Consider the following 22,301-nt stretch of genomic DNA (forward strand, 5'->3'; position numbering starts at 1 on the left):
CCCTTGATCGCCGAGCATTCACCCACCATACTTAACGAATCCAATTCGTTTTAGGCGCTCGCCGAACCGAACATCCGAGGAAACACAATGTTGACGATTACCGCCCTCACCCCTCCCGAGTCCCTGTCGAGGACGCGCGAGACGGGACGCACCCCGCTCCGTGTCGGTCTCGTCCAGCACCGCTGGCACGAGAACGATCAGGATCTGCGGGCCGAACTCGACGAGGGCATCGCCGCGGCAGCGAAACTCGGGGCGCGCGTGGTGTTCCTCCCCGAACTCACACTGAGCCGCTACCCCGCGTCGACGCCGGGTGGCGACAACCCGGGACGTACCGCCGAGGACCTCCTCACCGGCCCCACGTTCACGTTCGCCGCCAAGGCCGCCGCCGAACACGGCGTCCTCGTCCACGCCTCGCTGTACGAGCGGAACGACACCGAGGACGGCGTGCAATACGAGGACGGACTCGGGTTCAACACGGCCATCCTCGTCGCCCCCTCCGGTGAACTGCTCGCGCGCACCCGCAAGCTGCACATCCCCGTCACCGCCGGCTACTACGAGGACACCTACTTCCGCGGCGGTCCCGCAACCGATCCGTACCCCGTCCACACCGCCGAGGCACTCGGCGGGGCGAAGCTCGGACTGCCGACGTGCTGGGACGAGTGGTTCCCCGAGGTCGCCCGCGCGTACTCGCTCGGCGGCGCCGAGATCCTGGTATACCCCACCGCGATCGGCTCGGAGCCCGACCACCCGCAGTTCGACACCCAGCCGCTGTGGCAGCAGGTGATCGTCGGCAACGGCATCGCGAACGGCACCTTCATGGTGGTGCCCAATCGCCACGGCAGCGAAGGCCTCATCACGTTCTACGGCTCGTCGTTCATCTCCGACCCCTATGGCCGGATCCTCGCGCAGGCCCCGCGCGACGAATCCGCGGTCCTGGTCGCCGACCTCGACCTCCAGCAGCGCGAGGACTGGCTGGCCCTGTTCCCGTTCCTGGCCACCCGCCGCCCCGACACGTACGGCGTCCTCACCGAGCCGGTCGATCACGCCTCCCCGTTCGGGAGGGCCTGATGACCTGGCGCATGCCCGCGGAAGGCGAACTGCACGAACGCACCTGGATGGCCTACCCCAGTGAGGGCTACTCCCTGGGCGACACCGCCGAGGAACACCACGAGGCCCGCACCACGTGGGCCGAGGTGGCGCACGCCGTGGCCCGGTTCGAGCCCGTCACCGTCGTCGTCGACCCCGGACAGGTGTCCGCAGCCAAGGAATACCTGTCCGCCGACATCGACATCGTCGAGGCGCCGCTGAACGACGCCTGGATGCGCGACATCGGACCCACGTTCGTGCTGTCCGAGGACGGACGCCTCGGCGGCGTCGACTGGATCTTCAACGGCTGGGGCGGCCAGGACTGGGCCCAGTGGGACAAGGACTCGAAGATCGGCGCACTGGTCGTCGAGCGGTCCGCGGCGGAACTCGTCGACTCGCCCATCGTCAACGAGGGCGGCGGCATCCAGGTCGACGGCCTCGGCACCGTGCTGGTGACCGAGACCGTGCAACTCGACCCCGGCCGCAACCCCGAACTGTCGAAAGCCGACATCGAGGCCGAGCTCGCCCGGACGATCGGTGCCACGAAGGTCATCTGGCTGCCGCGCGGACTGACCCGGGACCAGGACACGTACGGCACGCGCGGGCACGTCGACATCGTCGCCGCCATCCCGTCACCGGGCGTCGTCCTGGTGCACGACCAGCGCAACCCCGAACACCCCGACTTCGAGGTCAGCAAGGCCGTCATCGACGTGCTGAAGCAGACCACCGACGCCCGCGGTGAGTCGTGGGAGATCATCACCGTCCCCGCGCCGACAGTCCTGCGCGACGAGGAGGGTTTCGTCGACTACAGCTACATCAACCATTTCGTCGTCAACGGCGGCATCATCGCGTGCAGCTTCGACGATCCCGCGGACGAGGAAGCGGTCGCGATCCTGTCGGCCGCCTACCCCGGCCGCACGGTCGTGACGGTCGACGCCCGCCCGCTCTTCGCGCGCGGCGGCGGAATCCACTGCATCACCCAGCATCAGCCCGCCGTGCGCTGACGCACCCGTGAGTACTTGTTAACCGCCCGCGGTTAACAAGTACTCACGGGCTAGCGCCTGCGACGCATGTAGTCGCTGACGACGGCGGCGCCGAGACCGTCCAGCCCGGGCGCCACGACGCGTCCGCCGACCCGCTCGGCCATCCGGTCCACCACCCGCGCGAGGCCGGGATCCTCACCGAGCCGGAAGAACGTGACGTGGGCACCGAGCCGGGCGAGGGTGTCGAGTTCCCGGACCGTCAGACCGAGGGTCCGGGCGCTCGGCGGGTAGTCGAAGTAGGCGAAACCGTCCGGCTCGAGGTGGGCCGTCGGCTCACCGTCGGTGACGATCAGGACCACCGGCTGGGCGTTGGGGTGCCGGCGCAGATGCCGGGCCGCCAGCAGCAGCGCGTGGTGCAGGTTGGTGCCCTGGTCCCAGGCGCCGTCCAGGCCGGCCAGTTCCGAGGGCGTCAGCACCTGCGCGTGCCTGCCGAACGAGATGAGTTGCAGTTCGTCGCTGCGGAATCGGGTGCTCACCAAGTGGTTCAGGGCGAGGGCGGTGCGTTTCATCGGCACCCACCGGCCCTCCATCACCATCGAGAACGACGTGTCGACGAGCAGCGCGACCGCCGCCTGCGACCGCTGTTCGGTCTCCATCACCTCGACGTCCGCCACGGACAACCGGACGGGGACGCGACCGCGCTCGACCGGATCGGACGCCGCCCGCAGCACGGCGTTGGTGATCGTGCGCGTGACGTCCCACGGCTCGGTGTCGCCGAACGCCCATTCGCGGGACGCGCCGGTCGGCTCCCCCATCGCCCCGGCGCGGCGCGTCTCCCGTTGCCCGCCACGCGAAGACAGTTGCTGCGCCACGTCCCGCAGAGCGGTCTGGCCGAGTTGCCGCATCGCCTTGGGCGACAGCCGCCACTGGCCGTCCGCCCCGCGGTCGAAGAAGCCCTGATCGCGCAGGGCCTTCTCGAGTTCGGCGAGGGTCTGGGCATCGGCCGCCGCCTCGTCGCCGAGTTGCCGGGCCAGAGCGTCCGCGTCGATGTCGTCGAGTTGTGCGCCCGCGTACTGCTGCGACAGTTGCTCGGCGAGCGACTCGAGTTCCGCGATGTCCTGCAACGCCCCGGTGCCCTCGCCCAGGCCCATGCCGTCGTCGCCGCGGAACCGCTGCGCGCCCTGCCAGTCCTCGCCGGGGCGCGCGGCCTGCAGATGCTGGTCGAGGCGGTCCAGCTGTCCGATCAGCGACGGATCGCCGAACGCCTGCTGCGCCAGCGCATCCAGTTCGTCGCGCTGCTCCTGCGACAGCGAGTTCCGCAGGCGCTGCGCCGCCGCCGCCCGCTGCGCCAGTGAGTCGAGCAGTTCCTCGACGTTCTGCGGGTTCTCGGGGAAGTACTCCCCGTGCTTGTCCATGAACTCGTCGAACTGTTCCTGCGTGTCCTCGCCACGGGAGTGCTTGTCCAGCAGGTCGTTGAGGTCGGCGAGCATCTCGCGGATGCGTTCGCGGTCCTCTTCCGTGGCACCCTCGAGGGCCTGTTTCATGCCGGCGAACCGCTGGTCCAGCATTTCGCGGCCCAGGAGGTCCCGGATCTTCTCGTAGTCCTCGCGTGCTTCCGAACTGCGCCAGTCGTAGTCGGCGAGTTCCTGCACGGCCTGCGCGGTGGACGACGACAGTTCCTCGAGGCGCATCTCCGAGAAGCGGGCGTCGTCGTCGAGCGCGCGGGCCAGCGTCTTGCGTTCCTCGAGCACCGCGCGGTCGAGGAGTTCCCGGACCTCCTCGAGTGTGCCGTTCAGGTTGTTCCGCTTCAGCAGCTCACGGCGACGCCGATTGGCCTCGGCCGCAAGCTCGTCCAGGCCGCGCATGTCCTTGTTGCCGCGCCGGAGCATCTCGCGCAGCGCCTGCCGCGGCGACGTGCCCGCGAACACGTCGTCGCCGATCGCGGCCAGGGCCTCGCGCAGGTCCACCGGCGGCGCCAGCGGATCACCGCCCTCGTACGGCCCGTACCGCGCGTTGTGCGGTCCGCGCTCCGCCTTGCGGGACATTACGAATACACCGTCTGCCCGTTGATGTCCGGGTTCTTCGAGATCCGCCGCGCCAGGTACAGCCCTTCGAGGGCGAACTCGGCGGCCGCGGCCCGCTCACCGTCGGACTCCGCGCCCAGACGCTCGGCCAGCTCGTCGAGGACCTCGAGTTCGGGCAGCTCGTTCAGCAGCGCCTTCGCCGTGATCCGTTCACCGGTCACCACCGGGTCGCCCTGTTCGACCGCGTCCACGAGTTCCGCCAGGTCGATGCCGCCCAGCCGGGTGCGGACGGTGTCGGCCGTCGCCCGCCGGAGCAGGTGCTCGAGGACCTCGATTTCGCGCCCTTCCTCACCGGATTCGAATTCCACCTTGCCCCGCAGGACGTCGACGACGGTCTCGAGGTCGACCGGCCGCGCGACCGGGTCGGCTTCACCGAGCACGGCGCCGCGATGCACCGCGGCGGCACTGACGGTTTCGGCGCCTGCCACCGCGAAGCGGGCGGACACACCCGACCGCTGATCGACCGACGTCGACTCGCGGAGCAGACGGGTGAACCGGGCCAGGATCTCGAGGAGGTACTCGGGCACCTCCGCGGTGAGATGCGCTTCCTGCAGGATGACCGCGACCTCGTCGTCGAGCCGGGTCGGGTAGTGCGTGCGGATCTCGGCACCGAACCGGTCCTTCAGCGGGGTGATGATGCGACCGCGGTTCGTGTAGTCCTCCGGGTTCGCGCTGGCCACCATCAGGACGTCCAGCGGGAGCCGGAGGGTGTACCCGCGGACCTGGATGTCGCGTTCCTCCATGACGTTGAGCAGCGACACCTGGATGCGTTCGGCGAGGTCGGGCAGTTCGTTGATGGCGACGATGCCCCGGTGCGCGCGGGGAACCAGCCCGAAGTGAATGGTTTCCGGGTCCCCGAGACTCCGGCCCTCCGCCACCTTGACCGGATCCACGTCGCCGACGAGGTCCGCCACCGACGTGTCGGGGGTCGCGAGTTTCTCCGAATACCGCTCGCTGCGGTGCCGCCATGCGACGGGGAGGCTGTCGCCCAGTTCCTGCGCCCGGCGGATCGACGCCGGGGTGATGGGCTCATAGGGATGCTCCCCGAGTTCGGAACCGGCGATCACCGGGGTCCATTCGTCGAGGAGCAGATTGAGGGTGCGGAGGAGGCGGGTCTTGCCCTGACCACGTTCGCCGAGCAATACCACGTCGTGACCGGCGATGAGAGCCCGTTCGAGCTGTGGTTCCACCGTCTCCTCGAAACCGACGATGCCGGGCCACGGATCACGACCGTCGCGTAGGGCCGCGAGCAGATTCTCGCGGATCTCTTCCTTGACGGTGCGTTGAATGTGGCCCGACTCGCGGAGCTCGCCGACGGTGGAAGGTCTGTGTTCCGATGACGTCACCACTCCACGCTACGAGGGTTCGAGCGAATCGGCACGCGGTTAACGCGCGCCGATCCGCCCGGGTCAGTCCTCGCGGCGCAGCGGGAGCAGTTCGCGGACCTTGCGGTCGCGCAGGTACAGACCCGCCCAGACCGCGATTCCGACGTACACCGCGAACAGCACCGTGCTGAACAACGGCTTCTCGACGCGCCAGTTGGTGAGCACCGCCCCACCGAGATAGCCGGTCAGCAGCACCGCACCGAGCGGGGCGGTCCGCGGCACCAGATAGAGCACCGTGCAGAGGAGCAGCACCACTCCGATCGGCACGATGATGTGCATCGGCAGTCCCAGTTCGGCGGCCGAGTCCTCCACCGGTCCGATCTTCAGGAGCTTGCCGACCGCGTCGAACAGGAGGAAGGCGCCGACGAGTCCGCTGAGGACCCAGCCCACCGTGCGCGCGGATCCCGACTCCGCCGTCACGGGTGTGGTCGCGGTGCTCACGACTCCTGCCCCTGCGCTGCATCGACATCCATCCACACGACCTCCCAGAGGTGACCGTCCGGGTCCTGGAAGCTGCGGCCGTACATGAATCCCTCGTCCATCGGATCGTTGGAGAAGGATCCGCCCGACGCGAGCGCCTTGTCGGCCAGCGCGTCGACGGCCTCCCGGCTGTCCGCGGAGATGCAGATGATGGATTCGGTGGTCGTGGTGGCGTCCGCGACGGCCTTCTTGGTGAAGGTGGAGAAGAACTTCTCCGTCAGGAGCATGACGTGGATCTGCTCGCTGACGACGATCGACGACGCGTTCTCGTCCGAGAACTGGGGGTTCTTCCGGTAGCCGAGCGCCTCGTAGAAGGCCGTCGACTTGCCGAGGTCCTTCACGGGGAGGTTCACGAAGATCATGGTCGACATCGAATTCTCTTTCCGTCGGTGGAGCCGAGTGTTTTCGGGTGACGAACCGTGCGACCTTGTGGAGCAGATCACGTACCAATGTTGCAAAAAGAAACCTAATGATGTCAATAGGCAACTTCGGTCTATAGTTGAAACCATGGCACGGCAGGCTTATGGGCAGTACTGCGGACTCGCGCATGCCCTGGACATCGTGGGACAACGCTGGGCACTGCTCATCGTCCGAGATCTCCTGGTCGGACCCAGGCGATATACGGATCTCAAGCAGGGTTTGCCGGGCATCCCGTCCAACATCCTGTCGGCGCGCCTGAAGGAACTCGAAGACGCCGACGTGATCGCTCGCCGCGCGCTGCCCCGGCCGTCGAACGCGGTGGTCTACGAACTGACCGACTACGGCAACGCCCTGGAGGACGCCGTGAAGTCGCTGGGCCGGTGGGGCGCCCGCACTCTCGGCGAACCCGACCCGGACGATGCCGTGACCGTCGACTCGATGGTGATGGCGCTGCGATCGACGTTCCACCCCGACGCCGCACGGGACGTCACCCTCACCTACGAATTGCGGCTCGGGCCGATCGTGCTGTCCGCCCGCATCGACCGCGGCGCACTCGAGGTCGTGGAGGGCGCAGCCGAGCGGCCCGACCTCGTGATCGAGACCGGGCCAGCGGTGAAGGCACTAATGGCGCGCGAGATCACCCCGGAGGACGCCATCGCTCTCGGCAGCGTGTCCGTCACCGGCGACCCGGCGCTGCTCGCCACGTTCGCCGACGTCTTCAGCATCCCCTGAGGGTCCGCCTACGCGGCGGCACCGTACGCGGACGCGGCGTCCAACTCGCACCAGGCGCAGCGGTAGCGCTCGAGTGTCACCGGATCTGCCTCCGCCAGAAGGGAATCGAGCAGGACCCGCGGATCGTGGCGCCAGGCCCGGACCACGTCCGCGACCGCGCGGTTCGAGAACAGACCCGACCCGGTGAGCGCGGACACCCACTCGTCGATCGCTCCCCGGTGAATCCGCTCGACGGCCTCCGGGCGGAATCCGCCGTCGACGAAGTCGAGGGAGAACATGGCGGCGACGACATCACCGGTGGTCAGCTGTACGACGTTCATGGTGCGGCACCTTCCTGGAATCGGGGGCTGTTCTCGGACGTAATCCGTTGGAACAACTGGTGATGCAGACGCTAATCGCCGATTGTGTGAGTTCTGTGATGCTTCTCTGAGATCTCGGCCGCGATGCCCGCCTGCCGTGATCGCCGAGCTTCTACACTCCGTGCATGGAGACCTGGGTTCTGCCCGGACTGCTCGGCCTCGGCCTCGCCGCCGCGTCGGGACTGCGCACGTTCCTGCCGTTGCTGATGCTCAGCGCCGCGGTGCACTTCGAGGTGCTCGGGATCACCCTGAACGAGTCGATGCAGTGGCTCGGTTCGACCGGGGCACTGGTGGCGCTGTCGATCGCGACAGTGGTGGAACTGACCGCCGATCTGATCCCGTTCGTCGACAACGTGCTGTCCGTGATCGGCAACGTCACCGGTCCCGTGGCGGGTGTCATCGCGACCTGGGCGGCCTTCGCGGACGTGGACCCGTCGACCGCCGCGATCGCCGGAATCGTCATCGGCGCGCCCACCGCTCTGGCGTTCAGCACCGCGCAGACCGGGACCCGGGCGGTGAGCACGGCCTCCACCGGCGGACTCGCCAATCCCGTGGTGTCGGTGATCGAAGACGTGGTCTCGTTCGTCACATCCCTGATCGCCCTGCTGCTTCCGCTGCTCGTCATCCCGCTACTCGCGTTCCTGCTGTGGTTCGCGTGGCGAGGGGTGCAGCGGGTGCGGCGACTGCGCGCGACGTGAACTGGTAGACAGTCCCCATGCCTGACACCGAGATCACGTTCGACAGCGGTGCCGTCACGTACTACGGCAGCCTGCGCACCCCCGACCACGCGAAGGGGTCGGCGCCCGCCGCGCTGCTGCTCGCCGGCAGCGGCCCCACCGACCGCAACGGCGACAGCGCCCTGCTCCCCGGTGACATCGGAACGCTCCGCCACCTCGCCGACGTGCTCGAACAGCACGGAATCCCCAGCCTGCGCTACGACAAGATCGGCAGCGGCGAGACCGCCCTCGGCCCTTACGAGGTGGAAGAAGTCGGGGGTCTCGGATTCACCACCTTCGTCGACGCCGCGTCCGCGGGCCTCGACTTCCTGGCCGCCCAACCCGGGGTCGACCCATCGAAGCTGATCGTCATCGGTCACAGCGACGGCGGACTCGTCGCCCTCGCGCTCGCCACCGCGGAAGACGAGTCGCGGGTGCGCGCCGTCGGACTGCTCGAACCGCTGAGTGTCCGGCTCCTCGACCTGCTCACCACGCAGATCCACGGCCAGCTCGACGCCGTCGTCGGCACCGGCCAGCTGCCGGTGGAACTGGCCGACGAACTCCGGCTCGCGCTCGCGGACACCATCGAATCCCTGCGCACGTCGGGCACGATCCCCGACGACCTTCCGGAACCGTTGCAGAACGCCGGGCTGGTCCATGCCAACGCGAAGGCCCTCGCGGAGGAGGACGCCCTCGACCCCCGCGCGCTGGCCGGCCGGCTGCCCGCCGGGTTCCCCGTCCTCACCAGTTGCTCCGCCAAGGACATCCAGGTACAGCCCGCGGACGTCGACGGCCTGAACGACGCGCTCGCGCACACCGCGCTGACACCGGTTCGGATGACGAACGCCAATCACGTCCTCAAGGACGTCGGCGACCGTCCGTCCACCGGACCGGATTACGTGGAACCGCTCCCCTACTCGGCGGAGTTCACCGAACCGTTCAGCAGGTGGATCGCTACTCTGTGATCAGTTCCCGCCAGCCCCGGTGATCACGGCCATCAGTGTGCTCGCCAGATCGGACACGAGCCCCAGGTTCTTGTCGTTGACGAGATCCTCGAGCCCGTCGAGGCCCTCGACCTCGAGCAGCGGCGCCAGCATCTCCATCAACTCGGAGAACTCCGCAGACTCCGGTGCCGTCGACTTCGGTGCCGCCTTCGGGGTGGTCGCCTTCGGCGTCGTGGTGGTGGTCGACGACGCGCTGTCCTCGCCTGCCTCCGGTGCCGTGGTCGCCGCCGGCGCTGCGGCCAGCTCCTCGGCCGGCGCCGCCTCCGACCCCGTCAGCAGGTAGGTGACGACGCCCGTCGTGATGGTGATCGCGTGCTTCAACTGGCCGTCAGTGCTCTCCAGCTGGGCGGAGTCCTCCTTGTTGGATCCGTTGCCCATCTCGACGAACACCAGCGGAATCTGAGTCAGCGCCGGTCCGGCCACATCGGCGCGGGTCTGGAGGCCGTCGTTCACGCCTGCGTAGTTGGCGGGAACGAATCCGTCGGACTTGTAGGCGTCGCGCATCATCGTCGACGCCTCGAGCCCGCCGCCGGACTGCGCCGCGTCCGCCTTCTCGTCGGGGATGGGCAGCGACGGGATGATCATGTGGAACCCGTGCTTGCTCGCGTCCTCGCCCTGCGCCGTCGAGTCCGCGTGAATGCTCACCGCGACGTCGGCATTCGATTCGCTTGCCGCACGCGCTCTTTCGTCGACGCATCCGCCCCAGCCGGTGTCGTCCTGCCGACTCAGGACGACCTTCGCGCCGAGACTCTCGAGGCTGCTCTTCACCAGCTGGGAGACGTTCCAGTTGATGGTGTGCTCGGGCACCCCGCCGAGCGACGTCATGCCGCTCGTCTGGCAGTCCTTGGTATTGCCTCGGCCGTCGTTCACCTGCTGCGCGAGGTCGTGGCCCTCGCTGGAACCCTGATGTCCCGGGTCGAGGAACACCGTCATCCCGGACAGTTCGGTGCCGGTCGCCGTCGCCGCGGGTTCCGCCGAAACCTGGGCAGGGATGAGCACGGACGCACCCAGGACGCAGGCGCCGAGACCGGCCTTGATCGCAAATCGGTTCATAACGGGGATGGGCGCACCGTCGCAGTCCGGGCGCCACTCTCCTTCCACAGGTGCCACTCGAGTCACATCAGCCCCGAGTGAATCAGCTGCACCGTGCGTGCGGGCAGCTCGAGGCCGTATCGAAAGCAACCTGTGACCAAAGTGTGGGACCGAATGCGCAGTTCCGCCGGCAAACGCCGAGAGGAGGCCTGCGGTTCTGCGCACTCACACCGGAGCACCCGCCTGCCGCACTCGGTCCCGCACTCGCGCGACGATCACCTGCGGCCGCCGACGCAACTGCTCCGCGTTCACCCGCACCACCACCCACCCGAGCTCGGCGAGCCGTTCCATCCGCTCGACGTCCCACGTGCGCTGACGTTCGTCCGACCAGTGATGTTCGCCGTCGTACTCGACGAGCACCTTCCACCTCCTCCAGCCCAGGTCCGCACGGGCGAAGACGCGGCCGCGGCGATCCTCGACCGGTATCTGAGTCTCCGGTGCGGGCAGCCCTCCACGGATCAGGACGAGGCGAGTGCGGGTCGCCGGTGGGGATTCGGCACCGGGATCCACGAGCGACACGACGTCACGCAGCGACGCGAGTCCACGTTCGCCCCGATGCCGTCCGGCCACCGAGGAAATCTCCGCCGGGCGCAGTCCGGTGTCGTGGCAGAGGGAGTCGAGGACCTCGACGGCGCGATCAACGGGCAGCCACCGGCCCAGGTCGAAGGCTGTCCGCGCCGGAGTGGTGACGAGCATCTCGCCCACGCGACACACTTCGTCCGGCAGGAGGGCATCCGCGCGCACCTCGATGCCGTCGACGGATCGGCGGCTGCCTCGCCGGATGAGCGTCGCCGACTCGCCTACGCCGATCCACCGGGTTCCGTGTACGGCGGCCGCGGAGAAGCCCGCGAGTACCGCTTCGCCGTCGGCCCACAACCAGGCGGCACGTGCACGTGAGAGCGCTGTCAGTTCGGCACTTCTGTGCACGTACACGTCCCGGTGCAGGCGCCGGTAGGTACGTAAACCGTGCCGCGTGAGCTGCCCGTCCCGCAGCGCTTCGGATCCTCGGAACGGTTGCTGGAATTCCCCCATCGTCGAACCCTGACAGTCCGGCACTCGACATACGTCGCGAATTCCGGGTCTGTGGATAACGCACGTCGCCATCCACAGAAGCGTCACTCCGCAGAACTGTGGGTAAACATCGAGTACAACCCTGTATTTCTGCGCAGCCGCTGGATAATGGAAGTGCAAACCCTCAACCGGTGATGTACGGTCATCTACCAACCAGCAACGACACGCAGAAAGGTACGGCCATGATGCAGCTTCACGCGCTCTTCGCGTCCGTACCCGCATGGCGTCGCTGCTTCGCCGACAAGCACATCACCAAGTTCGGCGCACCCCGAGAATGTTGAGACTCAACCAAGTCATTCTCGGGCACCCAGGGCAAACCCCTCGGGTGCCTTTTCTTTTACCTTTCACTTTCAGGAGCACCCCATGAAACTTCGTATCAACCAACTGTCCACTTCTCCCCCGTATCTCGATCTGCCGGACGACCTCACCGGTTACGCCGTCACCCTCGACCTGTCGCACTGCGATGCCGCCCACGAGGCCGGTCTGGGTGAGCTGATCAGCGAGGTCCGCAGCCGCGGCGCCGCCCGCGTGGTCATCACCGGTTCGCCTCGCGAACTCCAGGGCACGGGCCGAGCACACGGGGCCGCAGCCGCCTGACGACGCAGAACGGGCCCCGGCATGATGCCGAGACCCGTTCGAGAGTTGCCGAACGCTAGTGCGCGAAGTGCCGCGCACCCGTCAGGTACATGGTGATGCCGGCCTCCTTGGCCGCATCGATCACCTCGTTGTCGCGGACGGAACCACCCGGCTGCACGACTGCCTTGACGCCGGCGTTCGCGAGCACCTGCAGTCCGTCGGGGAACGGGAAGAACGCGTCCGACGCGCCCACCGACCCGACCACCCGGTCACCGGCCCGCTGCACCGCGAGGTGCGCGGAGTCGACGCGGTTGACCTGGCCCATGCCGACGCCGACCGACGCACCGTCGGAGGCGAGCAGGATCGCGTTGGATTTCACCGAACGGCACGCGCGCCATGCGAACTCGAGATCCTTCAGGGTCTGTTCGTCGGCGGCGTCGCCGACGGCCAGCGTCCAGTTGGCGGGGTCGTCACCCTCGGCGTCGAGCACGTCGCGCTCCTGGAGGAGCGCTCCCCCGGACACGGGACGCAGTTCGATTCCCGTCGCAGTGGGTGCCTGGGCAAGGAGGACGCGAATGTTCTTCTTGCGCTGCAAGACTCCGAGCGCACCGTCCGCATAGGAGGGGGCGATGATCACCTCGGTGAAGATCTCGGCGACCTGCTCGGCCATCTCGACGGTGATCTCGCGGTTCGCGGCGATGACTCCGCCGTACGCGCTGACCGGGTCGCAGGCGTGCGCCTTGCGGTGCGCCTCGGCGATGTCGGCTCCGACCGCGATGCCACACGGGTTCGCGTGCTTGATGATCGCGACAGCCGGTTCGCTGAAGTCGAACGCCGCACGCCAGGCGGCGTCACCGTCGGTGTAGTTGTTGTACGACATTTCCTTGCCGTGCAACTGCTCCGCCTGGGCCAGACCGGCCGGGGCGGCGGGGTTCACGTAGAGGGCGGCCGCCTGGTGCGGGTTCTCGCCGTACCGCAGGACCGCCGAGCGGTCCCAGGTGGCGCCTGCCCACTCGGGGAACTGCGAGTCACCCGGTTCAACCAGTGTGGACGTCATCCAGCTGGCGACCGCGACGTCGTACGACGCGGTGTGCTGGAACGCCTGCGCGGCGAGCGCGGTGCGCTCGGGCAGCGTGAAACCGCCGTCGGCGACCGCGGTGAGCACGTCGTCGTAGCGGGCGGGATCCACCACGACCGCGACGGACGGGTGGTTCTTCGCGGCGGCACGCACCATGGACGGCCCGCCGATGTCGATCTGCTCGACGCACTCGTCGGGGGTCGCCCCCGATGCGACGGTCTGCGTGAACGGATACAGGTTCACGACCACCAGCTGGAACGCCTCGATGCCGAGTTCCTCGAGCTGCGCGAGGTGCTCCGGCTTCCGGGTGTCGGCGAGGACGCCGGCGTGCACCCGCGGATGCAGCGTCTTGACCCGGCCCTCGAGGCATTCGGGGAAGCCCGTCAGCGCCTCGACGGGGGTGACCGGGATGCCGGCGTCGGCGATCTTCGCTGCGGTCGACCCTGTCGACACCAGCTCGACGCCTGCCTTGTGCAGGCCCGTAGCCAGTTCGACCAGACCGGTCTTGTCGTAGACGCTGACGAGCGCTCGGCGTACTGCCTTGCGTTCACTCACTGGGGATCACGGCCTTTCGTCCATCGGAAACAACTCCACGGGTGGCGACAGCGGCGATGACGTCCGCCAACAACCGTCGCTCCACAGTCTTGATGCGCTCGTGCAGGGTCGACTCGTCGTCGCCGTCGAGCACCGGCACGGGTTCCTGCGCCAGGATCGGGCCGGTGTCGACACCCGCGTCCACGAGGTGGACGGTCGATCCCGACACCTTCACGCCGTAGGCCAGCGCATCGGGGACCGCGTGCGCGCCGGGGAATGCGGGCAGCAACGCGGGATGCGTGTTGATGATGCGACCGCCGAAACGGTCCAGGAAGGCGGGGCCGAGGATCTTCATGAACCCCGCCGACACGACGAGCGACGGCTGGTGCGACGCGACGGCCTCGGTCAGCGCGAGGTCCCAGGCGGCACGGTCTGCGTGGTCGCGCAGGCTCACCCGGAAGTGGGGAATGTCCGCCGCGTTCGCGTGGGTGGTCGCGTCACAGTCGCGGTCGACGCCGACGGCGACGATCTCGGCGGGATACCCGTCCGTGTGTGTTGCGTCGATCAGCGACCTCAGGAGGGTTCCCGCACCGGAGGCGAGTACGACGATCCGCGCCGGCGAACCGGTCGTGGGCCTCAGGTGGTCACGCGAGGAAGTCAGCGCTCTACTCCTGAACAATCGAAAGGCCGGGTGAATCGAACGACGGGCGAAAATGGGGGCGGTCGCATCGTCGACCGACCAAGAGCCTAGTCGCTGGGGGTTGCGGGCCCTCGGGGCAGGTCGGCTTCCGGGCTCTCGCCGGCGTCTCCGGACCCCTCGGGTTCCTCCGTCGCCGGGTCTTCCTCGACCTCGACATCCACCACGACCTCGGCGTCGGAGTCGGTGTCCTGCGGTGCAACCGGCGCTGCCGGCGCTTCGGTGTCGTCGACGAGTTCGGCTTCGATCACCCGACTCGGCGCGACGTCTTCGGCGACCACCGGCTCCTCGGTGATCGGGGCGGCGATCGCCGGAACCTCCTCCGCGCCGGGAAGGTGCGGCTCCTCGTCCTCGGTGTCGGCGTCGTCCTCGTCCACGGCGCCCCGGCTCCGATGCCAGGCCACGACCACCGCCGTCACCGCGCCCGCGAGCCCGAGCCACGCGAACGTGAGCAGCCCGAACGCCCACCAGTTCAGCTCGACCGTTCCGAATGCGCCGAGCCTGCCGCCGGACACGAGGCCGAGTACCGCCGTCACCGCGCCCACCCCCGCGGCGGCGGTCAGCACGGTGAACAGCGCTTCCTGCCCGGCGACGCGGCGTCCGCAGTCGCGTCCGAGCATCACACCGATCAGCAGGGGAATCACCAGCAACGCAGGCCACGCGCCACCCGACACCCCGTCTGGGACGGCGCCGAGCAGCGGCAAGGGCGGCAGTGAACCACCGACGTTCCCGAACACGCTGACCGAGACGTCCCCGATCTGCGCAGTCCCGCCCATCACCGCGGCCGCGGCACCCACCACGACGTTCGGCAGGTACAGCACCGACAGGATCGTCAGTCCGAGCATTCCGACGACGCCGTCGCCGCGTTCGAGCAGCGAGCCGACCGTCGACCACTCCATCAGCAGCGAGATCGTGACCATGACCGCGCCGGCACCGAGAATCGCCGCCAACGCGCGCAGTCCCGGCCGTACCGCGTCCCGGACCCACGACGGAACCTGCGCACCCAGCGTCGGCCACATCACGACCGTCACACCGATCGCCGACGCGAGCAGGTGCACGAACAGCACCCATCCGAACGCGGCGAGCGCGTTCGGCGAAGACAACGGGATGACCGCCGACGCGTCCGCGATGACAGCGAGGCTGATGGCCGTCACGACCAGCGGTCCGGCCACCGCAGCGCCGATCACCTGCAGAGCATGCCGCCGCGAGGACGCCGGGTGCACCACGCCGGCGCATCCACGGGCGACCACCCACACCATCCCCGCAGTCGGGATCAACGGGAGGACTCCGAGTGACGTGCCGTCGATCGTCAACGGCACCTGGTGGATCGCCAGCCACGACGCCGCGATGGCACCGAACGTTCCCGTGAGATCGCTGTTCGCCGCCACCAGCGTGACGACGATGAGTGCGGACAGCAGGACGACGGTGACGCCCGCCGGCCGGAACGCGACCGCGAGCAGCGCCCGCATCTCGTCTGCGTCGGGCACGGGTCGCTGTCGCGGGACTTGCCGCTCCTCGTCACCGACGGCTCGCCGTCGCGCACCCTGTGCGACGCGCTGCGCACGATCAACCAAAGAACTCATCCCCTCGAGAGTGGCACTCCGACGCCGCGACAGCGGTCAGGCGCGCCGCACAGAAGTGGCCTCCGACCACGTTCGGTCAGAGGCCACCTTGCTGGTTGGGCCGCTACTTGTCGTCCCTGTCGGCACGCGTGTCGAACGCCTGGGTCGGCGCGCTGTAGCCCTCCGATTCGGGCTTGTCCGCCGATTCGGCCGGCTTCGCCTCGGTGGGCGGCTGCTCGCCGTACTCCAGCGTGCGCTCGACGGGGGACGACTCAGACTGCGAGCCGTACGCAGGCGCCGCGTGCTGCGCGGAACCGTAGCTGGTCCCGGCCGGGTATTGCGAGCTGGGCGTTCCGGTGGATTGCGACGGGCTCGACGGCTGCGAGTACCCCTGGTACTGCGGCTGCTGGTAGGCGGTGGTCGGGGCGTCGTACGACGCAGACCCGGCACCCGCACCGGCGCCGTAACCGGGCTGCTGGGGCTGCCCGTAGCCCTGGCCGTAGCCGGGTTGGCCCTGCGAGGGCTGACCCTGCTGGCCGTAGCCCTGCTGGCCGTAACCACCGGGTTGGTTCTGCTGCCCGTAGCCGGGCTGCGACTGGCTCTGCTGCCCGTAACCCTGCGGCGCGCTCTGGCCGTAGCCCTGCGGCGGCTGTCCGTACGACTGCTGCGGGCTGCCCTGCCCGTAGCCCTGCGGGGCGCCCTGGCCGTAACCCTGCGGCGCCTGACCGGGCTGACCGAAGCCCGCGGCTGCGGACGGCTTGGGTGCCGGCTGCTTGAGGAGTCCGATGTCGAACAGGGTGGCCGCGACGGCCACGGCCGACTGGATGAAGCCGAGAACGAGTATCAGGATTGCGCCCCAACCGGAATCCGCGTCGACATTGAGGTACACGAACAACGCGACTACCCAGCCGGCGACGGAGGCCGCCGCTGCCGCGCCCGCATAGGACTGCTTCGGAAGGAGCGAGACCGCCGCGAGAAGACCACCGAGGAACAGCAGGCCGAGCCCGTCCGTGTTCGCTTCGAACGAGTTCACGGACTCTCGCGCCAAGGTGGCGTACGGGGCGAACCCGAGCAGCAGGTTGAGGACACCGAGAACTGCGACACCGATCAGAAGGAAGAAGCCCAGGCCTTTCGGTTCTCCCCCTGCAGTCGGTTGCGCGGGCGGACCGTAACTCGGTCCTCCGGGCGTGAACGTCATGACTTCTCCTAGTCGACAAGTGGTCGTCTGCGTGCGCTCTTCCGACGCTAGCCTACGTATACCCGTCGGTCACTGCCGTCACTCGCGGCACGCAGCGGCGGGAACAGCGCAGGAGACAATGGTCCGGTGCCGTACACCCTCGCCCCTCGCACCGCCGATCTCACCCTCGAGACGGAGGTGAAGCACTCACGTTTCATCGCCGCCCTGCGGCGCGTCGAGGACGCAGAGGCGGCGCAGGCTTTCGTCCAGGATCAGCGGCGCGCGTATCCCGATGCGCGACATCACTGTTCGGCGTACATCATCGGAAACGGGCCCAGCGACCGGGTCGAGCGTGCGAGCGACGACGGCGAACCCGGTGGCACCGCGGGCATACCGATGCTGCAGGTACTCAAGGCCCGTGATCTCGTCGACGTCACGGTGGTCGTGACACGGTATTTCGGGGGAATCAAGCTGGGGGCGGGCGGACTGGTGCGCGCCTACTCGGGCGCGGTGGCCACGGCAGTCGATGCCGCACCGCTCGTGCGAAGGGAACTGCGCCACCTGCACACCCTCGCCGTCGGCCACGCCGAGGCGGGACGCGTCGAGTCGGAGTTGCGTGGGCGGGGCGTCGTCGTGGTGGACACGACTTACGGGGAATCCGCGGTCCTCACCCTCGCGGCGAGGGACTCGGCGGAACTGGCCGATCTGGTCGCTGCCGTCACGTCGGGGACGGGGACACTCGATCCGGCCGGGGAGATGTGGGTCGATGCCTGAACGGCCCGTGCGCCTTTTTGGTAGCGGGAGCTACCAAAAAGGCGCACGGGCGCGGAGCGCCTAGGCCTGGACGGTCAGGCTCTGCAGGATCTCGCGAGCGAGCGCAGCGGTCTCGGACGGCGTCTTGCCGACCTTCACGCCGGCAGCCTCGAGGGCGTCCTTCTTGGCCTGCGCGGTGCCCGAGGAACCGGAGACGATGGCGCCTGCGTGGCCCATGGTCTTGCCCTCGGGAGCGGTGAAGCCCGCGACGTAGCCGACGACCGGCTTCGTGACGTTCGCCTTGATGTAGTCGGCGGCACGCTCCTCGGCGTCGCCACCGATCTCACCGATCATCACGATGACCTTGGTCTCGGGGTCCTTCTCGAACGCCTCGATGGCGTCGATGTGGGTGGTGCCGATAACCGGGTCGCCGCCGATGCCGATGGCGGTGGAGAAGCCGAAGTCACGCAGCTCGAACATCATCTGGTAGGTCAGCGTGCCGGACTTGGACACGAGACCGATCGGGCCGGTGCCCGCGATGTTGGCCGGGGTGATGCCGACCAGCGACTCGCCGGGGGTGATGATGCCGGGGCAGTTCGGTCCGATGATGCGGGTCTTGTTGCCCTTGGACACGTTGTACGCCCAGGCGTACGCCGAGTCCTGCACCGGGATGCCCTCGGTGATGACCACAAGCAGCGGGATCTCCGCGTCGATGGCCTCGACGATGGCGTCCTTGGCGAATGCCGGGGGGACGAACGCAATGGAGACGTCCGCGCCGGTCTTCTCGATGGCCTCGGCGACGGTGCCGAAGACGGGCAGCTCGACGCCGCCGTCGTGGGTGACGGTGGTGCCGGCCTTACGGGCGTTGACACCGCCGACGACCTGGGTGCCGGCCTTGAGCATCAGCGCGGTGTGCTTGGTGCCCTCGCCGCCGGTGATGCCCTGGACGATGACCTTGGAGTCCTTGGTCAGGAAGATAGCCATGTTTTTTGAGTCCCTTTACTTTGCGGCGAAGGCCAGCTCGGCAGCCTTGTCGGCAGCCTCGTCCATGGTTCCGACGACCGTGACCAGCGGGTGGGCGGCCTCGGCGAGGATACGACGACCCTCTTCGACGTTGTTGCCGTCCAGGCGGACGACCAGCGGCTTGTTGGCCTCGTCACCGAGCGTCTTCAGGGCGCCGACGATGCCGTTGGCGACCGCGTCACACGCGGTGATGCCACCGAAAACGTTCACGAACACGCTCTTGACCTGCGCGTCGTTGAGGATGACGTCCAGGCCGTTCGCCATGACCTCTGCGGAGGCGCCGCCACCGATGTCGAGGAAGTTGGCCGGCTTCACGCCACCGTGCTTCTCACCGGCGTAGGCGACGACGTCCAGGGTCGACATGACCAGGCCGGCGCCGTTACCGATGATGCCGACCTCACCGTCGAGCTTGACGTAGTTGAGGTCGTTTTCCTTGGCCTTGAGCTCGAGCGGGTCCGTGGCGTCCTTGTCCTCGAACGCCTCGTGGCCGGGCTGACGGAACGCAGCGTTCTCGTCGAGCGTGACCTTGCCGTCGAGCGCGAGGATCTGGTCGTCCGGCGTGCGGACGAGCGGGTTGACCTCGACGAGGAGAGCGTCTTCGTTGATGAAGACCTCCCACAGCTTCTGGATCGTCACGGCCGCTGCGTCGAGCACCTCGGCGGGCAGCTTTCCTGCCTCGGCGATGCTGCGCGCGAACGCGAGGTCGACACCCTTGACGGCGTCCACGGGGATCTTCGCGAGAGCGTCGGGGTTCTCCTCGGCGGTGACCTCGATCTCGACGCCACCCTCGACCGAGCACATGGCCAGGTAGGTGCGGTTGGTGCGGTCGAGCAGGAAGGAGATGTAGTACTCCTCGGCGATGTCACTCGCCTCTGCGACCAGCAGCTTCTTGACGACATGACCCTTGATGTCGAGGCCCAGGATCGCCTCGGCGTTGGCCTGGGCGGCATCGGCGTCGGCGGAGTACTTGACGCCACCGGCCTTGCCGCGGCCTCCGACCTTGACCTGCGCCTTGACCATCACGGGCTTGCCGATTTCTTCGGCAATCTCGCGTGCGCCGGCGACCGTGTCGGTAACACGCCCAGCCGAAGTCGGCACCTCGTGCTTGGCGAAGAGTTCCTTCGCCTGGTATTCGAAGAGATCCATCTGCTCACCGTCTCGTCTGCGTTGACACCCGCTCGAGGGGTAGGAGCGGGTCTGTTTTGGACTTTAACCAGTTGCCGGGCCCGGTCTGCGCCCGCGTGTCTGCTATGTGGTCCACATCACGCGATCTCACGTATTGAGGCGGGCCTCACCGCCGTCGACGGGGCGGACCTCACCGATTTCTGCTGCGTGTCGTGAGGGCCGCGGCAGCCGCAATCAACACTATGCCCACCGTTGTCGGGACGACACCGGCCCCCATTGAGGGATCGGTCACCCGGGCCGCGGTGAGCGGCCACGACAGGAGGTATACCCCCACCACAACGGCCGAACCGAGCAGGAGTGCCACCGCCCGGGCCGGCCGGGCACGTGAGGCGACGATCACTGCGAGGACCACCGCGACGCCCAGTACGACGCGCCCCCACACGTCGAGGTTCCACGGGAACTCCGCGAACGACGCGGGCGCGTATTCGTCGCCGCGTGCGTCGGTCCCGTGGAAGAGCGGCAGTCCCAGTCCGACGAACGCGGCGACCGCCCCGAGGCCACCGACCGCGAGGACCGCGATCGAGGTGGAGGGCTCTTCGGACGTGTCGATCTCCTCGCGTTCCGCCGAACCGGCGAACCACGTCAGCACGCCGGTGACGCCGGCGGTGACGGCCGCACACCACAGCAGCGCCGCGCCGATTCCGACGCCGATTCCGGGAACGTCGGTGGCGAGCACGACGGACTGCGACACCGAGGCGACGGAGAACGGGATCGTCACCCACAGCACTCCGACCGCCGGCCGGACGGTGGAGGCGAACTCCGACAGCAGCAGCCAGACGCAGCCGACGACGAGCACGAGGGCGGCGACGAGCACGACCCGGGTGGCGTAGACATCGGGGCGCACGGCGTCGGCCGGGATGTCGAGGACGGGGAGCAGGGCACCGGCGGCGGCGAGCACGGCGGTGACGATTCCGGTGGTCCCGGCGGCGACGTGCCAGCGGGCGATTCGAGCGCGGGCCGCGGCGGCCTCGGCTCGCAGCGCCGCCTTGGCGACGCCCTTCGCGGACGGGGCGACGGCCCCCTTCTTCGCCGGGCCGCCCTGAGCCGGCGCGGACGACGAGGGGGTGGCGAGCGTCTTCAGGATCCTGCTGTCGCGAGCCCGGTCGACCATCGGGATGCAGACCCCGACGAGTACGAGGACACCGGCGCCGACGGTCCCCCACACCGCGCCGGGCCCGGGCTGGATCCGTTCGCCCGCGGCGAGTCCGGCCACCAGGCGCGTCCCGACCACGCCGAGCGCGGCCAGACCGGCCCCGACGAGCGCACCGGACGCGACGGGCGGCGAGATGGACGCCAGTGCGGAGGCGACCACGATCAGAACGGCCGCCGCCAGCAGCCCGGCGCCTGCGGACGCGGCGAGGTCCGACTCCACGACCGTCGGGACGAGGATGACCGGATCCTCGGACACGAAGGCAGGAGCGAACAGCGCGCCGACGAGCACCACGGCGGCGACCACCGCGACCGCGGACGGCAGGAATCCGACACGGGCGCCGGTCGCCCGTCCGACCTGTTCGGAGCTGCGGGCGTCGCCGTAACCGTCCATCAGCGATTCCCGGTGGACCGCGACCATGCCGAGGAGGCCGGCGAAGGCGATCAGCAGGTGTCCGCCGAGGGCGGCGTACGCGCCGGACCCGGCGGCGAGCTCGGCCGCCGTCTCGGGCCGGAACAATTCGAGTCGATTGGCGTCGATGGCGTCCGTCCACAGCTGCGTGTCGAGCACGGCGGCGCCGAGGGACATCGCACCGGCACCGGCCAGCAGCGCACCCGCCACCGCGGTGCGCCGGGCGAGAAGCGCGAGGACGGCGAGAACGGATGGGGCGAGGGCGAAGACGGCAGCCCACAGCGCGGCCGCGCCGATCGCGGACGGCGCGGCCACCCCGTCGGCCGAACGGACGGCGTGCAGGACGGGCGCCGAGGCCACTCCCACTCCCCCGACGAGACCCAGGACGACCGCGAGCACGCACCCCCGGCGCGCACGGGCGGGATCGGGCTCCTCGACGGCCGTCAGACCGGTGCCGCCGGACGAGGGAATACGTTCGGGCTCGGCCCTACGCCCGTCCGGAGATCGAGTTGATGACGCCACAGGCCGACGCTAGCGCTAACCCACTGCCTCCCCCACGTTGTGACACGCGTATTCAGGGGCGAGATTGAACCGAGACGAAAAGTGGGTTCGACGTTTCCCCAGCTCAGTTTGTGATGCCCGTCACATGTAGCCGTTCCTCCGCGTTACAGGTTGCGCGCATCGCAACCGTTTCGTTACCGTCGCCAAGGTCTAAGTCACAGGCAGGTCACGAGCAGGAGGGG

Annotated in this window: 21 protein-coding genes; 7 read left to right on the forward strand and 14 right to left on the reverse strand. The window is 68.7% G+C overall.

Features of this window, described 5'->3' with window-relative positions; genetic code table 11:
• The first annotated feature begins 87 nt into the window (after positions 1-87).
• Together ACNJ7E_RS20165 and ACNJ7E_RS20170 are read left to right on the forward strand one after the other, a co-directional pair.
• Positions 88-1,068, forward strand: coding sequence for a nitrilase-related carbon-nitrogen hydrolase (locus ACNJ7E_RS20165; RefSeq protein WP_280784100.1), 981 nt, complete (start codon positions 88-90; stop codon positions 1,066-1,068).
• Entirely contained in the window at positions 1,068-2,090 is a 1,023-nt protein-coding gene (locus ACNJ7E_RS20170; RefSeq protein WP_280784101.1) for an agmatine deiminase family protein, read from the forward strand. The genes ACNJ7E_RS20165 and ACNJ7E_RS20170 overlap by 1 nt, the downstream gene beginning before the upstream one ends.
• A 50-nt stretch (positions 2,091-2,140) precedes the next feature.
• Here ACNJ7E_RS20170 and ACNJ7E_RS20175 read toward each other — a convergent pair whose 3' ends face one another.
• From ACNJ7E_RS20175 to ACNJ7E_RS20190, 4 genes are all read right to left on the reverse strand, one after another.
• Positions 2,141-4,114, reverse strand: a complete 1,974-nt coding sequence (locus ACNJ7E_RS20175) for a vWA domain-containing protein (protein WP_418340822.1) — start codon at positions 4,112-4,114, stop codon at positions 2,141-2,143.
• Positions 4,114-5,499 carry an ATP-binding protein gene (locus ACNJ7E_RS20180; protein ID WP_005238585.1) on the reverse strand — a complete coding sequence of 462 codons (1,386 nt, stop codon included), beginning with the start codon at positions 5,497-5,499 and terminating at the stop codon, positions 4,114-4,116. The genes ACNJ7E_RS20175 and ACNJ7E_RS20180 overlap by 1 nt, the downstream gene beginning before the upstream one ends.
• Positions 5,500-5,562: 63 nt before the next feature.
• Positions 5,563-5,979 carry a DoxX family protein gene (locus ACNJ7E_RS20185; RefSeq protein ID WP_280784105.1) on the reverse strand — a complete coding sequence of 139 codons (417 nt, stop codon included), beginning with the start codon at positions 5,977-5,979 and terminating at the stop codon, positions 5,563-5,565.
• Positions 5,976-6,389: a VOC family protein gene (locus ACNJ7E_RS20190; RefSeq protein WP_418340823.1), complete on the reverse strand. Its 414-nt coding sequence runs from the start codon at positions 6,387-6,389 to the stop codon at positions 5,976-5,978. Before ACNJ7E_RS20190 ends, ACNJ7E_RS20185 begins: the two co-directional genes overlap by 4 nt.
• A 136-nt stretch (positions 6,390-6,525) precedes the next feature.
• On the opposite strand from ACNJ7E_RS20190, the gene ACNJ7E_RS20195 reads away from it, so the two are divergent.
• Positions 6,526-7,170, forward strand: coding sequence for a winged helix-turn-helix transcriptional regulator (locus ACNJ7E_RS20195; protein ID WP_280784107.1), 645 nt, complete (start codon positions 6,526-6,528; stop codon positions 7,168-7,170).
• A gap of 8 nt (positions 7,171-7,178) precedes the next feature.
• On the opposite strand, the gene ACNJ7E_RS20200 is transcribed toward ACNJ7E_RS20195, so the two are convergent.
• Complete coding sequence (locus ACNJ7E_RS20200; RefSeq protein WP_280784108.1) at positions 7,179-7,490, reverse strand: hypothetical protein; 312 nt, start codon at positions 7,488-7,490, stop codon at positions 7,179-7,181.
• Positions 7,491-7,654: 164 nt separating this feature from the next.
• Here ACNJ7E_RS20200 and ACNJ7E_RS20205 point away from each other — a divergent pair, with 164 nt between their 5' ends.
• A complete protein-coding gene (locus ACNJ7E_RS20205) occupies positions 7,655-8,227 on the forward strand; it encodes a DUF4126 domain-containing protein (RefSeq protein WP_418340824.1) in 573 nt (190 codons plus the stop codon).
• Positions 8,228-8,244: 17 nt separating this feature from the next.
• A complete protein-coding gene (locus tag ACNJ7E_RS20210) occupies positions 8,245-9,210 on the forward strand; it encodes an alpha/beta hydrolase (protein ID WP_418340825.1) in 966 nt (321 codons plus the stop codon).
• Here ACNJ7E_RS20210 and ACNJ7E_RS20215 read toward each other — a convergent pair whose 3' ends face one another.
• Together ACNJ7E_RS20215 and ACNJ7E_RS20220 are read right to left on the reverse strand one after the other, a co-directional pair.
• On the reverse strand, positions 9,211-10,302 hold the full coding sequence (locus ACNJ7E_RS20215; RefSeq protein WP_418340826.1) for an N-acetylmuramoyl-L-alanine amidase: 1,092 nt from the start codon (positions 10,300-10,302) through the stop codon (positions 9,211-9,213).
• Between the two features lie 204 nt (positions 10,303-10,506).
• Positions 10,507-11,373, reverse strand: a complete 867-nt coding sequence (locus ACNJ7E_RS20220; RefSeq protein ID WP_418340827.1) for a DUF559 domain-containing protein — start codon at positions 11,371-11,373, stop codon at positions 10,507-10,509.
• 402 nt (positions 11,374-11,775) lie between these two features.
• Here ACNJ7E_RS20220 and ACNJ7E_RS20225 point away from each other — a divergent pair, with 402 nt between their 5' ends.
• The gene (locus tag ACNJ7E_RS20225; protein ID WP_005238564.1) at positions 11,776-12,009 is read left to right on the forward strand and encodes a hypothetical protein; all 234 of its coding nucleotides are present in this window, start codon (positions 11,776-11,778) and stop codon (positions 12,007-12,009) included.
• Between the two features lie 55 nt (positions 12,010-12,064).
• Here ACNJ7E_RS20225 and purH read toward each other — a convergent pair whose 3' ends face one another.
• The 4 genes from purH to ACNJ7E_RS20245 all read right to left on the reverse strand — a co-directional run bounded on the left by purH (position 12,065) and on the right by ACNJ7E_RS20245 (position 17,057).
• Positions 12,065-13,621, reverse strand: a complete 1,557-nt coding sequence (gene purH, locus ACNJ7E_RS20230; protein WP_280784113.1) for a bifunctional phosphoribosylaminoimidazolecarboxamide formyltransferase/IMP cyclohydrolase — start codon at positions 13,619-13,621, stop codon at positions 12,065-12,067.
• Positions 13,614-14,279: a phosphoribosylglycinamide formyltransferase gene (gene purN / locus ACNJ7E_RS20235; protein WP_280784114.1), complete on the reverse strand. Its 666-nt coding sequence runs from the start codon at positions 14,277-14,279 to the stop codon at positions 13,614-13,616. Before purN ends, purH begins: the two co-directional genes overlap by 8 nt.
• Before the next feature lie 68 nt (positions 14,280-14,347).
• Entirely contained in the window at positions 14,348-15,871 is a 1,524-nt protein-coding gene (locus tag ACNJ7E_RS20240; protein ID WP_418340861.1) for a cell division protein PerM, read from the reverse strand.
• A gap of 112 nt (positions 15,872-15,983) precedes the next feature.
• A complete protein-coding gene (locus ACNJ7E_RS20245) occupies positions 15,984-17,057 on the reverse strand; it encodes a DUF5336 domain-containing protein (RefSeq protein WP_418340828.1) in 1,074 nt (357 codons plus the stop codon).
• 126 nt (positions 17,058-17,183) lie between these two features.
• On the opposite strand from ACNJ7E_RS20245, the gene ACNJ7E_RS20250 reads away from it, so the two are divergent.
• Complete coding sequence (locus ACNJ7E_RS20250; RefSeq protein ID WP_280784117.1) at positions 17,184-17,810, forward strand: IMPACT family protein; 627 nt, start codon at positions 17,184-17,186, stop codon at positions 17,808-17,810.
• A gap of 60 nt (positions 17,811-17,870) precedes the next feature.
• Here ACNJ7E_RS20250 and sucD read toward each other — a convergent pair whose 3' ends face one another.
• The 3 genes from sucD to ACNJ7E_RS20265 all read right to left on the reverse strand — a co-directional run bounded on the left by sucD (position 17,871) and on the right by ACNJ7E_RS20265 (position 22,080).
• Positions 17,871-18,773, reverse strand: a complete 903-nt coding sequence (gene sucD, locus ACNJ7E_RS20255; protein ID WP_005238543.1) for a succinate--CoA ligase subunit alpha — start codon at positions 18,771-18,773, stop codon at positions 17,871-17,873.
• A 15-nt stretch (positions 18,774-18,788) separates the two neighbouring features.
• On the reverse strand, positions 18,789-19,958 hold the full coding sequence (gene sucC / locus ACNJ7E_RS20260; protein ID WP_005238541.1) for an ADP-forming succinate--CoA ligase subunit beta: 1,170 nt from the start codon (positions 19,956-19,958) through the stop codon (positions 18,789-18,791).
• A 169-nt stretch (positions 19,959-20,127) separates the two neighbouring features.
• Complete coding sequence (locus tag ACNJ7E_RS20265) at positions 20,128-22,080, reverse strand: hypothetical protein (protein WP_418340829.1); 1,953 nt, start codon at positions 22,078-22,080, stop codon at positions 20,128-20,130.
• Between the last annotated feature and the right edge of the window lie 221 nt (positions 22,081-22,301).

This window comes from Rhodococcus mengyinensis, assembly GCF_048381435.1.
GTDB classification, from domain to species: domain Bacteria; phylum Actinomycetota; class Actinomycetes; order Mycobacteriales; family Mycobacteriaceae; genus Rhodococcus_F; species Rhodococcus_F opacus_D.

Coding starts and splice junctions, on each gene's coding strand:
- ACNJ7E_RS20215 (WP_418340826.1), bottom strand. CDS start 10,302: ATGAACCGATTTGCGATCAAGGCCGGTCTCGGCGCCTGCGTCCTGGGT.
- ACNJ7E_RS20190 (WP_418340823.1), bottom strand. CDS start 6,389: ATGTCGACCATGATCTTCGTGAACCTCCCCGTGAAGGACCTCGGCAAG.
- ACNJ7E_RS20225 (WP_005238564.1), top strand. CDS start 11,776: ATGAAACTTCGTATCAACCAACTGTCCACTTCTCCCCCGTATCTCGAT.
- ACNJ7E_RS20175 (WP_418340822.1), bottom strand. CDS start 4,114: ATGTCCCGCAAGGCGGAGCGCGGACCGCACAACGCGCGGTACGGGCCG.
- ACNJ7E_RS20205 (WP_418340824.1), top strand. CDS start 7,655: ATGGAGACCTGGGTTCTGCCCGGACTGCTCGGCCTCGGCCTCGCCGCC.
- ACNJ7E_RS20245 (WP_418340828.1), bottom strand. CDS start 17,057: ATGACGTTCACGCCCGGAGGACCGAGTTACGGTCCGCCCGCGCAACCG.
- ACNJ7E_RS20165 (WP_280784100.1), top strand. CDS start 88: ATGTTGACGATTACCGCCCTCACCCCTCCCGAGTCCCTGTCGAGGACG.
- ACNJ7E_RS20210 (WP_418340825.1), top strand. CDS start 8,245: ATGCCTGACACCGAGATCACGTTCGACAGCGGTGCCGTCACGTACTAC.
- ACNJ7E_RS20200 (WP_280784108.1), bottom strand. CDS start 7,490: ATGAACGTCGTACAGCTGACCACCGGTGATGTCGTCGCCGCCATGTTC.
- ACNJ7E_RS20195 (WP_280784107.1), top strand. CDS start 6,526: ATGGCACGGCAGGCTTATGGGCAGTACTGCGGACTCGCGCATGCCCTG.
- ACNJ7E_RS20170 (WP_280784101.1), top strand. CDS start 1,068: ATGACCTGGCGCATGCCCGCGGAAGGCGAACTGCACGAACGCACCTGG.
- sucD (WP_005238543.1), bottom strand. CDS start 18,773: ATGGCTATCTTCCTGACCAAGGACTCCAAGGTCATCGTCCAGGGCATC.
- ACNJ7E_RS20220 (WP_418340827.1), bottom strand. CDS start 11,373: ATGGGGGAATTCCAGCAACCGTTCCGAGGATCCGAAGCGCTGCGGGAC.
- sucC (WP_005238541.1), bottom strand. CDS start 19,958: ATGGATCTCTTCGAATACCAGGCGAAGGAACTCTTCGCCAAGCACGAG.